This window comes from Pseudoalteromonas sp. ASV78, from assembly GCF_047806705.1.
In the GTDB taxonomy this organism is placed as follows: domain Bacteria; phylum Pseudomonadota; class Gammaproteobacteria; order Enterobacterales; family Alteromonadaceae; genus Pseudoalteromonas; species Pseudoalteromonas prydzensis_A.
The window spans coordinates 3,831,816-3,846,448 of the sequence record NZ_JBLOPA010000001.1; the positions used below are offsets into that span (position 1 = coordinate 3,831,816).

12 protein-coding genes are annotated in these 14,633 nt (G+C 41.3%); 7 read left to right on the plus strand and 5 right to left on the minus strand.

Features of this window, described 5'->3' with window-relative positions:
* Window positions 1–9: 9 nt before the first annotated feature.
* Window positions 10–393: a DUF3192 domain-containing protein gene (locus ACMVDV_RS17450; RefSeq protein WP_304182416.1), complete on the minus strand. Its 384-nt coding sequence runs from the start codon at window positions 391–393 to the stop codon at window positions 10–12.
* A 164-nt stretch (window positions 394–557) separates the two neighbouring features.
* Window positions 558–1,502, minus strand: coding sequence for a D-2-hydroxyacid dehydrogenase (locus ACMVDV_RS17455; protein ID WP_304182417.1), 945 nt, complete (start codon window positions 1,500–1,502; stop codon window positions 558–560).
* 102 nt (window positions 1,503–1,604) lie between these two features.
* Between ACMVDV_RS17455 and zntR the strand changes: the two genes are divergently transcribed.
* The 4 genes from zntR (at window position 1,605) to ACMVDV_RS17475 (ending at window position 4,943) form a co-directional block, all read left to right on the plus strand.
* Complete coding sequence (zntR, locus tag ACMVDV_RS17460) at window positions 1,605–2,018, plus strand: Zn(2+)-responsive transcriptional regulator (RefSeq protein WP_304182418.1); 414 nt, start codon at window positions 1,605–1,607, stop codon at window positions 2,016–2,018.
* On the plus strand, window positions 2,002–3,303 hold the full coding sequence (locus tag ACMVDV_RS17465; RefSeq protein WP_416158937.1) for an SO_0444 family Cu/Zn efflux transporter: 1,302 nt from the start codon (window positions 2,002–2,004) through the stop codon (window positions 3,301–3,303). Before zntR ends, ACMVDV_RS17465 begins: the two co-directional genes overlap by 17 nt.
* A 160-nt stretch (window positions 3,304–3,463) precedes the next feature.
* Window positions 3,464–4,597, plus strand: a complete 1,134-nt coding sequence (locus tag ACMVDV_RS17470) for a 1-acyl-sn-glycerol-3-phosphate acyltransferase (protein ID WP_304182422.1) — start codon at window positions 3,464–3,466, stop codon at window positions 4,595–4,597.
* Window positions 4,598–4,697: 100 nt separating this feature from the next.
* The gene (locus tag ACMVDV_RS17475; RefSeq protein ID WP_304182423.1) at window positions 4,698–4,943 is read left to right on the plus strand and encodes a DUF1289 domain-containing protein; all 246 of its coding nucleotides are present in this window, start codon (window positions 4,698–4,700) and stop codon (window positions 4,941–4,943) included.
* Here the strand turns inward: ACMVDV_RS17475 and ACMVDV_RS17480 are convergent.
* The gene (locus ACMVDV_RS17480) at window positions 4,940–5,557 is read right to left on the minus strand and encodes a transporter substrate-binding domain-containing protein (protein WP_304182424.1); all 618 of its coding nucleotides are present in this window, start codon (window positions 5,555–5,557) and stop codon (window positions 4,940–4,942) included. The two genes, ACMVDV_RS17475 and ACMVDV_RS17480, sit on opposite strands and share 4 nt — an antisense overlap.
* Window positions 5,558–5,768: 211 nt before the next feature.
* On the opposite strand from ACMVDV_RS17480, the gene ACMVDV_RS17485 reads away from it, so the two are divergent.
* From ACMVDV_RS17485 to ACMVDV_RS17495, 3 genes are read left to right on the plus strand one after another with little or no spacing between them, the layout of a single operon-like run.
* Entirely contained in the window at window positions 5,769–5,972 is a 204-nt protein-coding gene (locus ACMVDV_RS17485; protein ID WP_064667173.1) for a DUF3283 family protein, read from the plus strand.
* Window positions 5,972–6,376 carry a GNAT family N-acetyltransferase gene (locus ACMVDV_RS17490; RefSeq protein ID WP_416158938.1) on the plus strand — a complete coding sequence of 135 codons (405 nt, stop codon included), beginning with the start codon at window positions 5,972–5,974 and terminating at the stop codon, window positions 6,374–6,376. Before ACMVDV_RS17485 ends, ACMVDV_RS17490 begins: the two co-directional genes overlap by 1 nt.
* 29 nt (window positions 6,377–6,405) lie before the next feature.
* Window positions 6,406–10,914 carry an EAL domain-containing protein gene (locus tag ACMVDV_RS17495; RefSeq protein ID WP_416158939.1) on the plus strand — a complete coding sequence of 1,503 codons (4,509 nt, stop codon included), beginning with the start codon at window positions 6,406–6,408 and terminating at the stop codon, window positions 10,912–10,914.
* On the opposite strand, the gene ACMVDV_RS17500 is transcribed toward ACMVDV_RS17495, so the two are convergent.
* Together ACMVDV_RS17500 and ACMVDV_RS17505 are read right to left on the minus strand one after the other, a co-directional pair.
* On the minus strand, window positions 10,911–11,858 hold the full coding sequence (locus tag ACMVDV_RS17500; RefSeq protein ID WP_416158940.1) for an ion transporter: 948 nt from the start codon (window positions 11,856–11,858) through the stop codon (window positions 10,911–10,913). The two genes, ACMVDV_RS17495 and ACMVDV_RS17500, sit on opposite strands and share 4 nt — an antisense overlap.
* Before the next feature lie 4 nt (window positions 11,859–11,862).
* Complete coding sequence (locus ACMVDV_RS17505; protein ID WP_416158941.1) at window positions 11,863–14,538, minus strand: GNAT family N-acetyltransferase; 2,676 nt, start codon at window positions 14,536–14,538, stop codon at window positions 11,863–11,865.
* Window positions 14,539–14,633 lie beyond the last annotated feature (95 nt).

The following is a 14,633-nucleotide window of genomic DNA, read 5'->3' on the forward strand; positions in this document are numbered from 1 at the left end:
ATTGATGGTCTAGATTGCGCTTAGTGAATTATAAATACTGTCACCCACACCAATTAGCTTATTATTTTTAAACACCATTGGCGTACATTCATCTTTAGTTGTTTTACCATCTGAGTGAATGCTGTGAGTGGCATAAAATAGCACTTGGTACACATCGTTTTCTTTTTTTAATAACTCTGTAAAGTCAGGTGTTTTTAATTGCTTTAATACACTTTGATAACTAGTATCTAACGCTAAGGCAGCGATGCTTTCACGATTAGATTGATGGCGCTTTTCCCAGCTTGAATAGTTATCTCCAGCCCAATGTGTTTCTGCTTCACCGTCTGATACGGCAATCACGCAACCGGTTAGAAGAGGGGCAGTAAGCGCGGCGATTAAAAGTACTTTTTTCATTATTTTATCCTGATGCTAAATATTGATTATTAATTTGTTTAGTATTAGCAAAGAATCTGCCAATATTTTATATACTTTAAAATCAATGATTTAGTTTTATTTTTTTGCGGTGGCTCATTGTATTTAACCACCTTGGATAGTGCTAAAAGCTAAAACTTAGTTTATTACACCAATCGGTTTAAACTTTTGCCTTGGCTAAATGCACTGATATTTAAGCTCACTTGTTTAACCAAACGAATGATTGACTCCTCACTTGCCCACGCAATATGCGGGGTCAAAATTAAGTTGTCGCCACGATAAACGGCTAACGGATTATCATCTGCCGCAGGCTCTTTGGTTAACACATCAAATCCAGCCCCTGCTATTTGTTTATTAGTTAATGCCTGCGCTAACTGTGCTTCGTTAACAATCCCACCACGGGCAGTGTTAATTAAAATGGCGCTTGGTTTCATCATTGCCAGTTCTTCGCTGCCAATTAGATCGCGGCTTTCATCCGTTAATGGGCAGTGAACACTAATAATATCGGCACGCTTAATTGCTTGAAAAAACTCCGTGCGGCCTTCTCTAGGACTATCACCTTTACGCTCACTAATGATCACATTAGCACCAAACGCTTTTGCAACATCAGCAACCGCTTTGCCAAGTGAGCCATAACCGATAATTGCTAAGGTTTTACCGCCAATATCATTAAAGCGATAATCCAGGCGGCAAAACATCTCGCTTTGTTGCCATAAGCCTTGTTGGCAGTCAGCAATATAGCGATGGGTATTGCCGAGTAAGTTAGTGATCAAAGCAAAGGTGTGCTGCACAACCGAAGAAGTTGAATAGCCTGCAACATTGGTAACGGCTATGCCATATTCTTTAGCTGCGACTAAATCAACATTGTTAGTGCCAGTAGCGGCAACACAAATGAGCTTTAATTCTGGGAGTTTTACCAGTGTTTCGCGATTAAGTACCACTTTATTGGTGATCAACACATCAGCACCAGCACTGTGAGCTAATACTTGCTCTGGACTGGTGAGCTGGTAGCTGGTGAAATTGCCAAGTGCTTGCAAAGGCTCAAGTGATGTGCCTGCTAATGTGGCAGTATCGAGAAGGGTAATATTCATGCGCTGTCCTTATTAAAGAAAATAATTTTAATGCTTGACCTTGGTGTGTACTCTAAGGTTTATACTTGGCATCAGTGGATAATACACTCATTGGAGACACAGATGAAAATAGGTGAGTTTGCTAATCAGTTAGGTGTCTCTACAGATACCCTAAGATACTATGAAAAACATAATTTGTTAACGCCATCGAGTCGAACCGGGGCTGGTTATCGCGATTATGGTGAAGCTGCATTAAAGCAAATGGAGTTTATTTTACGTGCTAAAAATGTTGGCTTTAGTTTGGCTGAGATCAAAGAGTTGCTGCAAATTAAATTTAAAAAGCACCAACATTCATGCCATGAAGTAAAAAACTTAACAATACAAAAGCGTGACTTAGTCGCAGAGCGCATTGCTGAATTAACACGTTTTCATCAATCATTATCGGTACTTGCTGACAAATGTTGTGGCGGACAAGAGCCCGCAGATAACTGTTCAATATTAACCACTTTGGAGGACATCGATGGACTTACTCAATAATTTTTGGCAGTTATTTTTATTATCTGCCCCTTGGTTAATGCTTGGTTTACTTATTGCTGGGTTATTAAATGTGTATTTACCGGCAAATTTTTTAAATAAGCATTTAGGTAAAGAAGGTTTTTGGACCACAGTGAAAGCCGCTTTAATTGGCGCACCAATGCCGCTGTGTTCATGTGGTGTTATTCCTGCGGCGATTGGCTTAAGACGTGCTGGTGCTTCAAAAAGTGCTACCACTGCGTTTTTAGTTTCGACCCCTGAAACAGGGGTTGATTCGGTGTCAGTGTCGTATGTGTTATTAGGTCCATTTATGGCGATTATTCGTCCGATTGCCGCTATTTGTAGTGCCATCGTTGCGGGTGTGTTAGTCGGGCGTGATACTGAGAAACCGCAAGCAAAATCGACGACGGGATCTGAAGCTAAAACCAGCTGTTGCGCTCCTAAATCAGCGGAACCAGAAGCTAAAACCAGCTGCTGCGCTCCTAAACCAGCAGCGCCTGAAGCTAAAACTAGTTGTTGCGCTCCTAAACCAGCAGGACCAGAAGCTAAAACCAGTTGTTGCGCTCCTAAACCGGCAGAACCAGAAGCTAAAACCAGCTGTTGCGCTCCTAAATCAGCAGCGCCTGAAGTTAAAACCAGCTGTTGCGCTCCTAAACCAGCAGCGGCTGAAGCTAAAACCAGTTGCTGCGATACACCAAGCGCAGCATCACAAAGCCAATGGCAAAAGATGCAACAAGCAGTGAGCTTTAGCTGTAATAAACTGCTATCAGATACCATGGTGTGGTTAATGATTGGTTTATTCTTTGCTGCATTAGTACAAACCTATGTGCCAGAGTCATTTTTAACGCAGTGGGGCAGCGGTATTTTTGCCATGCTAGTGGTGATATTGATCAGTATTCCAATGTATATTTGTGCCACTGCATCTACGCCAATTGCAGCAGGCTTATTATTGAGTGGGGTATCTCCGGGGGCGGTGTTAGTGTTTATGCTGGCGGGACCGGCAACGAATATCGCTACACTAGGTGTAGTGGCTAATGAGCTTGGTAAGCGTGCCGTGGCCGCCTATTTAACTGGGGTTATTGGTGTTGCGTTAATATTTGGTTTTTTAACTGATTATTTAGTGACTGAGTTTGGTTTTGTAGTCACCCCATTACTCGGTGAAGAGCATGAAGTACTGCCACATTGGTTAAGCTTTATCTGCGGAGTCATTTTAATTGCACTTATGCTGCGTTTAGTGGCGAAAGCGTGGCAAGTAAAGCGAAAAGTAACTGGTAAGAGCATTGCTTAATTAATTGTTCTATAAGTACTTTTAAGAGCACTTATCAGGTTGAACTAAAGTGCAATAGTGTGACTTAGTTCGCATTTTAGTTTGCCTGAGTTATAATCGAGAGCATAATATAAACGGTACGTATTTTACGTGCCGTTTTTTTAACTTTATAGATGCAGTAATGAGTGAATTAGTGGATAAGTACGCCGATATTAGACCTTACAACGACGACGAAGTAGCTGCCTCAGTTGCTCGTTTGATTGCTGATAACGCATTTATTGATGTATTAGCAAAATATAACTTGCCGCGCTTTATATCCTCGGTACCATTTTTGGCGCGTTTTTTAGTTCGCCGACAATTACAAAAAAAATGGGGCGGTGTTAATTCTGTTGAACAAGTGCAGCAGGAAGTTGCGAAATATTTAGCTTTATTGGTTAAGCGCACTACCTCAGAAGTTACTTTTTCTGGTTTAGATCAACTGGATCCCAAACAAGCCTATTTGTTTATCTCCAACCATCGCGATATCGTGCTTGATCCCGCATTAGTGAATTGGGGGTTGTTTAGCCATAAGATGAAAACAGTACGTATCGCCATCGGTGATAATTTGCTGCAAATTCCTTATATTACAGAGCTAATGCGCCTTAATAAAAGCTTTATTGTCAAGCGCTCAGCCAAAGCACCGAAAGAAATGCTCAAAGCCCTATCGCAACTTTCAGCGTATATTTATGATTCACTTGCTGGTGGCGATTCAATCTGGATTGCGCAAAAAGAAGGCCGTGCAAAAGATGGCTTTGATCAAACCGATCCGGCGTTACTAAAAATGTTGCAATTAAATGGCCGTAAGCAAAAGAAAGAATTCTCTGAATATATACGTGAGCTAAAAATTGTACCAGTATCAATCTCTTATCAATATGAGCCTTGTGCTATTGCGAAAGCGAAAGAACTGTATCATAAGCACCATCACGGCCAGTATGTAAAGTCTGCCGGTGAAGATATTGCCAGTATTGTTGAAGGCTTTAGTACCGCCAAAGGGCATGTTCATTTAGCGTTTGGGCAACCAATTACAGCGGGCTGTGAATCACCTGAGCAGCTAGCAAAAACCATCGATGAACAAATTATTGATTCGTTCTTTTTGCACCCAGGCAATTATATTGCTGGAGGTTGCAAACAAGCCGTAATCGATACAGCTGACGCGCAGGCATTTGAGCAACGCATGGCCCGCGTACCTGATGAGTTAAAGTCATTAGTGTTAGCTATGTATGCAAAGCCTTTTCATCGTAAAGCTGAGTTTAATTGTAGCGAACACCAGCAATAAGAAAGTTGCACAGTTTCAAAAAACCGTAATTAAGTTACGGTTTTTTTTCGTTTAAAAAACGGGCTATACTCAAAGTACTCGTTATTAACTGATGCTAGCTATGCAACAAATTGAAATTTTTGAAATTCCAAGTCCTTGCAAAGGCATTTGTGAGGTAAATAATCGAGGCTACTGCAAAGGCTGTTATCGCAGTCGTGAAGAGCGCTTTGGTTGGAATTCATTTTCAAATGCAGAAAAAAAGCACGTGATCAGTTTATGCCAACAACGTTATAAACGTTACTTACAAAAGCGCAAAGCGCTTACTGAACAGCCCGCTTCACCTAAGCAGGGGGATTTTGGTTTTTAATCAAGCTTATGTTTAGCCCTGAGTAACCGGATAGTGCCGTTTTCATTGAGTTTATGTAGTTGCTCTTCAAGCTTAGGTATTAACGCACTATGGCGAGCATGCAAAAAATGAAAACTCTTGATTGGTGCCAGTACTTCAATTTGAAATTGATTAACATCAAACTGAGGGTGTTTAGTCGATAATAAAAAGTCGAGTAATAATACCCCTTGTACTTTTTGTTGGGTGAGTAAATTTAGCTGGGCGGTCACGCTTTTCACTTTAATAACATCGCCAATAAAGGGGTGTTCATCTAGGTAACTTTGTGCAGCTGGGTAGCCAACTTGAATGGCGATACTGTTAATTTGTTCAAATCGACATTGTTGACAGTTTTTTAATAGTACAAGGTTAAATTCAAACAGTGGAAAGTTAACCGCATGTAGATTTGTATAGCGTTGGCTGATAGTTGAAACGCGCCCTAGTTGACCATCAAGGGTGCCATTATTGGCTGCTGATAAAGCACTTTGGTGATTAAAGTCAATAATATGCACATCATAACCAAGTTCGTTATATGCAAGGGTCATCAACTCAATAACATAGCGGGCTTGTGGGGTATCAGCGGGGCGATTAAATAGCATATGTTGGGTTTTTGCTATAGTACAAAGCGGCGCTAGTAAACAGCATAGCATTATGCATTGGAGAAGATATTTAATCACAATGTATCCATATTAGGACGAAAAACGCCACCAATCTACGTTTAAAAGCTAAAAAGCGCAAGTTTCACTCCGAGCCTTTTGCTAATTTTGTTATACTCTGAGCATTAATATGATTAGTAATAGCAGGTAATTTATGTCGTTTAATTTATGCTTACTACCGCGTGAACAAAAATATCAAATACAACTAGATTATGAGGCGTCGTTTTGGGCTTATCAAATTAAGCGCGGCAAGAGTACGCGTGAGCAAATATACAATACCATTCATAGCCGTCCAGTGGCTGAGCAAATGTTTTTGAAACAGCAGTTTGAACAATATTTAGCCACGATGCAAAGCTGATGAACACACTGCGTTTTGAGCGTTTAGAGGCGATTAAAACACCCTTAGTTAATAAGTTTTACAGTCAACATAAAGCCCGTGGCCGAGCAACCAAACATGATCAAGTATGGGTTGCTTACCATGACTTTATTATTGTTGCGGCATGTAGAATACAAAATCGCAGTGATTATTTATTTTTATCTACCGTGTTAGTTGCACCAACTTGGCGTCGTCAAGGGCTTGCAAAACAACTACTAAAGCATGCCTTATCTAATCAAAACTCACTCGTTTATACGTTTGCTTACACTGAGTTAGCTGATTTTTATAAATCAATCGGGTTTAACTTTGTGCTAACATTACCATCACCTTTGGATACACTGTTTGCTGTTTACCAGCAACGAAATATAGTCGCTATGCAGTATTAATTTGTTCAAACAAAGACGTGGAAATTTAAATGGGTAAATGGTTTAAAACTTGTATTTTCTTTTGGTTAGCCGCATCTGTTGTTGCTAGTCAAGTTGCTATTGCGCAGGTAAAACGTTTATCGCCTAGTGAAGGTTTATCACAAAGCTATGTAAGTACCATGTTAATAGATAACAGTGGTTATCTATGGTTGGCGACGGAAGGAGGCTTAAATCGTTACGATGGTTATCAAGTAGTCCATGTAGCAGGGCCTAATGGCGAGCTAAATGAAGCGATTATTGATGTTATTTATCAAGATCCAGCAGGTTATATTTGGATTGCTTCATTAGTTGCTGGACTGTTTCGTTATGATCCAAGTACCGATAGTTACCAACAATTTTTATCAAAACCCACCAGTGAAGAACAAATCTTAAGTCAGTCTGTATTTAGTATGGTTGCAACGGATGAGGAATCATTATGGATTGGCCGTGGTTGGGATTTTGCTCGTCTTGATTTAGCCACGGGCCAAATTGAAACTATTTTTGAATTACCAGAGCGCACTCGTAATACCGTGATACGCGATTTATTACATTACCAAGGTTATATCTTTATTGCCGCCAGTACTGGCGCATATGTCTATCATATAGCAACTGGGCAATACCGAAAATTAGAGCATTTAAGCACCGAGCCAGACCATATATATCAAAATTATATCAAGTCGTTTGCAATAGGCGAAAATGAGCAACTGTTAGTGGGTGCCGTACGTGGTTTATATCAAGTTGATATTAGTGATTTACCGAGTATGTTTGAGCGCCCTGATATTCCTTTTAAAAATAAAACCATACTGAACGATCTGAATATTTGGAAAATAATCAATGACCATGGAGTGGTTGATTTAGGCACCGATAAAGGTTTATTTAGTCTCGATTTGAATACCGGTGAGCTGACTAAAAATAATCGAGTAAAAGAAAGTAAATACTCACTAGTAGATCCCAGCATTATCGATATCGTCAAAGATAAAAACGGTGCTATGTGGACCGCCACTAAAAGTGATGGCGCATTTTATTTGCCCTATGAAAATTATCATTTTGAAAATGTGAATGCCAGTATGCTTTCGGGTGATGGTTTGTCGCACCCTTCAATTTGGGGGATAACCGAGTATGAAGATAAACTCTGGTTAGCAACTCATAATGGCTTAACTGCGGTTGATTTAAAAACTAATCAGGGGCACGTGTTTTTAAAAGACTATCAAGCAGATTTATTTACTACTGAATTTAATATCTACGAGATAACCCCTTACAAAAATAAACTGTGGCTGCGCACTAATCGCGGCATGTTCAGCTTTGATCCTCAAAGCCATGAAATTTTTCCAGCGAAAACGGCCGATCCTAATCAGCAACATTTAATAACTGGTTGGGTACATGGCTCTATGTTGATGCCTAATGGAGACTTGTTTTATGTTCATTCCGATCATGGCATATTTGTTTATAATATTGATAGCCAAAAAATAACCCCTTTAGGCGGTGAATTTGAAAGCTTTGAACCGTTTTTAGCGTATGGTTTCTTGCCGCCATTATCTAGTAAACTCGACTCACCGCTGTTTTATAATGCCGGGGTGCTTTATCAGGTCGATCCAAATACATTTGCTTTGACAAACATCTATACCGTTCCAGAACAGCATGAAAACGTTGCGGTTAACGTGATGTCTTATATTATTGATAATAACAATGTGCTGTGGATCAGCTTATCCAACTTTGGTTTAATTGGCCTCGATGCAACGAGCTATAAATTACTTTATACCATCGACTTAGATAAAAATAAGCTCGGCACTTTAATGTACGATATGGTGCTAGATGATACTGGCATGATCTGGATGAGCAGCCATAAAGGGATTTGGCGACTCAATCCAGAGAATAAGCACTTTCAACAATTTACTACATCAGAAGGGTTGGTCTCTACAGAGTTTAATAGTGGCGCATTTACACGGTTAAAAACCGGGCAAATAGTGTATGGCACGTTGAAGGGGTTTAGTTACTTTTACCCAAATGATAACCACCCAAAGCATGGTTTAATTGACCACGTTAATATCACCAGTATCGATTTAATGTCTCGTGAATTGTCTACGGATCTTAAGCAACCGATAAAAAAAATCATCTTAGAACATGATGATATTGGCCTCGACGTGGCTTTTTCAGCGATGGCATTTAACTATCAAGAACGCATTATTTATGAATATCAACTCTCTGATGGGCAAAAATCTTATACCCGTAATAATAATCGGGTGTTATTTCCAAAACTTAATCCAGGTCAGTATCAATTAAAAATTTGGGCTAAAGACCCACTTACAGGGGATTATACAAAACCAGCAGTACTGGATATTGTGGTTAAGTATCCATTATGGCGAGCGCCTCAATTTATAGCGCTATATGCGTTAGTGTTTTTTGTCTTAATTGCCAGTTGGGTCATGCGTCGTAACCGGATACAGCAATTGTTATTAGCTGCACATAAAGAAAGCCAAGAAAGTGAAGCGCGTTTAAAATTAGCGTTAGAGGGCAGCCGCTCAGGAGTGTGGGACTGGCAAGCAACAAGTCCAATTATTTATCAACCGCGGCTTAAAAATGAATTAGGTTATGATGTTGAAGCCGTTAATCTGGATGACTATTTAGCAAAAATTCACCCTAAAGATAAACAAAACTTCCGCATTGAATGGTTAGAGTTTTTATCCACCGAAAAGGGCTATTTTAATTGCACTTATCGATTACGGCATCAATCAGGGCACTGGCGCTGGTATAAAGACTTTGGCAAAGTGGTGGCTTGGCAAGGAAATACTCCTGACAAAGTTGCAGGCACTTACACCAATATGACGCGTGAATTAGTGTTTGAAGAGCATGCGCGTTTATTTGGTGCTGCATTTGAGCAAACTCGCGATTGGGTGTTTATTTTAGATAAAAATTTACGCATTTTAGCCACCAATAAAGCGCTACAAAATGCATTTGAGTTCCCCGTTGAGCATCGCTCTAGCTGTTCATTACACTTAGGGTTAAGCCGTAGTGTCAGAGTTAATTACCTACGTGTTATGAAAGACCTGCAAGCCGGTGAGCACTTTTCTGCGGAAGATACCGTTTATCTTGCCAATGGTGAGCCTCGCCATGTATTAATCAAAGTGAGTGCGGTGGCTGATACTGAGCAACGGCTAGAAAGCTATGTGGTGATCCTGACCGATATTAACGCGCAAAAGCTGGCTGAGAATGAGTTATTTTTACTGGCAAATTACGACAGCTTAACCGGTTTACCAAATCGCACCTTATTTAATGACCGAGTTGAGCATGCACTTGAGCAAGCCAAAGCCCAAAACTCAAAAACCGCGCTGCTTAACATTAATATTAAACGCTTTAAATACTTTAATGACTCGCTAGGACACGAAGCCGCTGATGAAATCATAAAAGCGGTGGCGCTGCGGTTAAAATCGCGCTTACAAGCTAAGGATAGTGTTGCGCGTTTTAGTGGCGACGAATTTATGCTGCTAGTTGAAGGCATTCAACAAATCGAAGAAGTTGTTTTATTGTGCGTTAAATTGATGGCTAGCATGAATGACAATATCATTATTAATGATCAGGCTATTAGTATCAGTTTAAGTATTGGTGTTGCCATTTCCCCCGATGATGCTGGCAGTGCGAAAAGTTTAATTAAAGCGGCTGATATAGCGCTTTACCACTCTAAAAAGAGCTTGGAAGGCTGTTATCAATTTTATAAGCAAGAAATGAATCAGCATGTCCAACGTGCTCTTCACTTGGAATCGCAATTAAATCAAGCCTATCAGAACTACGAGTTTTGCAACCATTATCAAGTGATTGTTAATGCCAAAACCCATCAGGCAGATGGGCTTGAAGTACTACTACGGTGGCCGGAAAATACGACCTATAAACCACAAGAGTTCGCACTTGCGGCTGAGAGTGTTGGTTTGATCACTAAAATTATGCTGCAAACCTTAGCCAGAGCACTGATAGAACTCAAGCAATGGCAACAACACAGACCTGACTTATATGTTTCTATCAATCTTTCTGCCTTGGATTTTGAATGCCAATCTTTAGTTGCAGAGATCCGCGCTGCGTTAGTTTATGCGGATGTGTCGGCAAGCTCAGTGGTGTTTGAAATTACAGAATCTGTGCTGATGCATGATTCACCGCAAGCGCTGGCCAGCATGTCAAAGTTGAAGGAGTTGGGTTGTCGCTTATATATGGATGACTTTGGCACTGGTTATGCTTCTTTAACGTATTTAAAACGTTTTCCTATCGATGTACTTAAAATTGACCGTAGTTTTGTCACTGATATTGGCATAGATAGCGATGATGAAGCGATTATCCAGTCAACCCTCGCATTGGCGAAAAGCTTAGGTAAAGAGTGTGTCGCGGAAGGTGTTGAAACTAAACAACAGCTGACCTTTTTGCGTAACTTAGGCTGTAATCTATTTCAGGGCTATTTATTCAGTAAACCAATCCCTGGTGACGATGTAAGTGCATTATTAAACAAAGACTGGCAGTCGTTGTTTAATGAAGACTAGTCTTGGCGCTCACCACAGTGACGGCAATAAAGGTTTTGAGTGCGTTGGCTGAATTGAGATTTAATGGCTTTGTTTGCCTCTTGTTTACTTAGGCCAAGTTTGCAGCGTAAGTGCTCTAAATGTTCCAGTTGCTCATCATCTAATTTACCGTCATGTAGACATTCATGTACTGCATCACTAAAAAGTACCCGCCGTTTACGCAGTTGCTCTGAAAAGCTAGAAGCCAGTAAACCTGTAGGAATAGCCACCATCCCCATACTTAGTAGTGTAATAACGCCACCAAATACTCGCCCCATTGGAGTTACAGGCACAACATCACCGTAGCCTACTGTAGTGAGTGTTGCCATTGCCCACCACATTGCCGCAGGAATGGAACCAAACTTATCGGGTTGAACATCATGTTCAATTAAATAAATGCCGCAAGAGGCTAAAATGAGCACGACTGTCATTATAAAAAAGGCGGCGATCAGTGAGCCGCTTTCTTCACGAAATGATTGTAATAGTAGCTGCATGGCCCGCGAATAACGGGTGAGCTTGAAGATCCTCAGCAGCCTAAATACTCTTAAAAAACGTAAATCAAAGGTGATAAACATCATCAATAGCGTAGGCAGGATTGCCAGTAAATCAATGACAGCTAAAGGCGAAAGTAAGTATTTTAAGCGGCGTTTAAAGTCACTACAGGCTAAGCTTTTATATTCTACGCGGTCAACGCATGACCAAAAGCGTAATAAATATTCGATAGCGAATATACTAACTGAGCTGATTTCTAGCATTAAAAACGCATGTTTATAGTGATGGGCTAGGGTAACGACAGATTCAAGTACAATCGCAATCACATTAATCATGATCAGCGTTATTAAAAATATATCGATAATGTGGCCGATTTTGCGATATTCACCATTGCCTTCTAAGAGCAAAGCAGTGCGTTGTCGTAAGTTTTTCAAGTTATTATCCGTGTTTATCAATTGGGGTTAAAGCAAGTACCATGTTAATACTGCCTTCTTCAAAATCACGACTGATCTTAAAGCCTAATTTGCGGGCTAATTCAATCATGCCGGTGTTTTCTGGCAGGGTGATGCCTTCAATAAATTGTACACCTTGGCTTTGGCAGTATTCAATGGCAGCACGCATTAACAAGCTGCCTAAGCCAAGCCCTTGACAGTTTGAACGTACAACAATGGCAAATTCGGCATGGATTTTATCTGGATCCATTAATACCCGAGATACGCCAAGCGTAGCGTTGTTTTGAGTGATAATAAATGCCATTTCGCGGTCGTAATCAATTTGCGTCATTTTGGCGAGCTGATCGTGATTAAATTGCGGCAGCTCACCAAAGAAACGTTTGTAGCGATCTTCTTTGCTGAGTGACTGATCAAACTCTTGGTGCGCTTGTTCATCTTCTGGCTTTATTGGTCTGAGTGTCGCGAGGGTATTATTTTTAAGCGTCACTTGTTTAACCAGCTCAATTGGGTAAGGGCGAATAGATAAGCGTTTACGATGTGATTGTACCTGATAACGGCTTAAGGTCATGGTGGCATCGAGTACTAAAAACTGGCCGTTACTGGCCAAAATTGGGTTTAACTCGAGCGAAGTGATGTCGGGTTGATCAATCACTAACTGAGAAATACGCGTAAGCAGTGCACACAGACGGTATTTATCAACTTTCTCAGGCAAAACACGTTCTTTGAGCACACCTTTATCGTGAGCTGCGGCAATTAAATATTTAGCTAAGTTCATGTTCAAAGGGGGTAGGGCTACCGCGGCTTGTGCAAACTCAAGACCGGTGCCGGCTTCACCTAAAAGAATAACTGGGCCAAAGTTAGGTTCAGTTTTTACGGCAATACGTAGTTCATTGGCACCCGCTCTGGGGGCCATTTTTTGCAGTGAGAAACCTTCTATAATCGCATCTGGGTAAGTGTTTTTTATTCTTAGTAGCATTGCAAAAGCGGTTTGCTCAACTTCTTGCGCATCATTGAGATTAAGTACCACGCCACCGACTTCTGATTTAGACGGAATGCTAGGGCTGATCAGTTTAAGAGCCACAGGAAAGCCTAACTCTATGGCTTGCTCTTTGGCCTCTGTTGGTGTGTATGCGACCTCGGTTTGAATACATTCAACCCCATAGTGTGCGAGTATTTGACTCGCTTGATGGGTTGATAAATAGCTTTGCTGCTCTGCTAAAAATTCATTCACGAGCGCTTTTGCGGCGTGCTTATTTATTTTTGCATCATCCGTGTTTGACTCAGGGGTTTGCGTAAGGTGTTTTTGATTGCGGCGATAACTTACTAAGTGCATAAAGGCGCGAACTGCGCCCTCAGGAGTACGATAGGTAGGAATGCCATAGTTGCTGCACAAGCGACGCGCGGCATAGGCGGCATCTTCACCCATAAAGTTTGTGATCACATAAGGACGCGCCATTTTCGGCAGTTTATCGAGCGTTTGCGCTATGATCAACGCATAGTCTTCACTTGGTGCCAGTGCTGATGGCGTGTGAATGATCAGTAAGTTTTTAACTTCTTTGGCATGCAATAAAATTTCCAGTGCTTGTTGGTAGCGTGCCGGAACTGAGTCACCAAAAATATCCACCGGGTTCGAAGTCATATCTGACTGCGGGATCACTTTATTGAGCGCCGCACGGGTTTCTTCACTCAATTGTGCCAGCTTACCGGAACTTTGTAATAAGCTATCAACGGCCATTACGCCGGGGCCGCCGCCATTGGTTAAAATGGTCAACTGCTCAACTTTTAGTAATTTAGGGTGCATAGCAAGGGTTTGGGTGGCAGCAAACAGCTCTGTTAAATCATTAACTCGTAACATACCAGCGCGTTGGAATAGGGCGTCATACACCGCATCTGAGCTTTGCTTACCGCCGGTGTGAATTTCTGCGGCAAGTGCCCCTGCGGCGGTTTTTCCGGTTTTAATTGCGATCACTGGTTTACTAAAAGCAGCAGCGCGAGCGGCGGAGATAAAACTACGAATGTTTTCGATATTATCGATATACAATAAAATGGCTTTGGTTTTGGCATCGCGGCCTAAAAAGTCCAGCAGCTCAGCAAAATCAATATCTAAGCAATCCCCCACAGAGACAAAATAGGAAAAGCCAATTTCTTTATTTTTAGCCCAATCTAAAATGGTGGAGCAAACGGCCGCTGATTGTGAAACAAAGGCAATTTTACCTTCGCTTGCAACCGTGTGAGAAAAACTCGCATTAAGGCCAATATGTGGGATCAGCAAGCCTAAACAGTTGGGGCCAAGTAATGACACATTGGCTTTTTTTGCCGCTTCTTGCAGTGCTATTTTTTGCTGATGATTAAGCCCCGCTGCGATCACCACGGCATTTTTACAGCCAAATTCACCAAGCTCGGCAATAATTGTCAGTAGTGTGTGTTTGTTGGTGCAGATCACTGCAAGGTCGGGGATTTTCGGCAGCAACCCAATTGCAGGGTATGCTAACACGCCATGTACGGCGCTATGAGTTGGACTTACTGGCATTATCGGGCCGTTAAATCCGCCCTGTAATAAGTTGCGCATCACCACAAACCCTGCCCGAGAAACATTATTTGAGGCACCAATCACGGCAACCGATGTAGGGTTAAAAAACTGACTAATGCGTTTTACACTCATGGCCTTTCCTTGCGGGTTATGTGTTTTCTAGCGAGGCGCTGCAATAGAATCTTTTTGCTAATTTATACAGCTCAATGTAACCTGTTTAGGTTAAT

What these genes read in the sequence shown, in the direction of transcription:
- ACMVDV_RS17450 (WP_304182416.1), bottom strand. Translation starts at nt 393, where the DNA reads ATGAAAAAAGTACTTTTAATCGCCGCGCTTACTGCCCCTCTTCTAACC.
- ACMVDV_RS17455 (WP_304182417.1), bottom strand. Translation starts at nt 1,502, where the DNA reads ATGAATATTACCCTTCTCGATACTGCCACATTAGCAGGCACATCACTT.
- zntR (WP_304182418.1), top strand. Translation starts at nt 1,605, where the DNA reads ATGAAAATAGGTGAGTTTGCTAATCAGTTAGGTGTCTCTACAGATACC.
- ACMVDV_RS17465 (WP_416158937.1), top strand. Translation starts at nt 2,002, where the DNA reads ATGGACTTACTCAATAATTTTTGGCAGTTATTTTTATTATCTGCCCCT.
- ACMVDV_RS17470 (WP_304182422.1), top strand. Translation starts at nt 3,464, where the DNA reads ATGAGTGAATTAGTGGATAAGTACGCCGATATTAGACCTTACAACGAC.
- ACMVDV_RS17475 (WP_304182423.1), top strand. Translation starts at nt 4,698, where the DNA reads ATGCAACAAATTGAAATTTTTGAAATTCCAAGTCCTTGCAAAGGCATT.
- ACMVDV_RS17480 (WP_304182424.1), bottom strand. Translation starts at nt 5,557, where the DNA reads ATGCTATTTAATCGCCCCGCTGATACCCCACAAGCCCGCTATGTTATT.
- ACMVDV_RS17485 (WP_064667173.1), top strand. Translation starts at nt 5,769, where the DNA reads ATGTCGTTTAATTTATGCTTACTACCGCGTGAACAAAAATATCAAATA.
- ACMVDV_RS17490 (WP_416158938.1), top strand. Translation starts at nt 5,972, where the DNA reads ATGAACACACTGCGTTTTGAGCGTTTAGAGGCGATTAAAACACCCTTA.
- ACMVDV_RS17495 (WP_416158939.1), top strand. Translation starts at nt 6,406, where the DNA reads ATGGGTAAATGGTTTAAAACTTGTATTTTCTTTTGGTTAGCCGCATCT.
- ACMVDV_RS17505 (WP_416158941.1), bottom strand. Translation starts at nt 14,538, where the DNA reads ATGAGTGTAAAACGCATTAGTCAGTTTTTTAACCCTACATCGGTTGCC.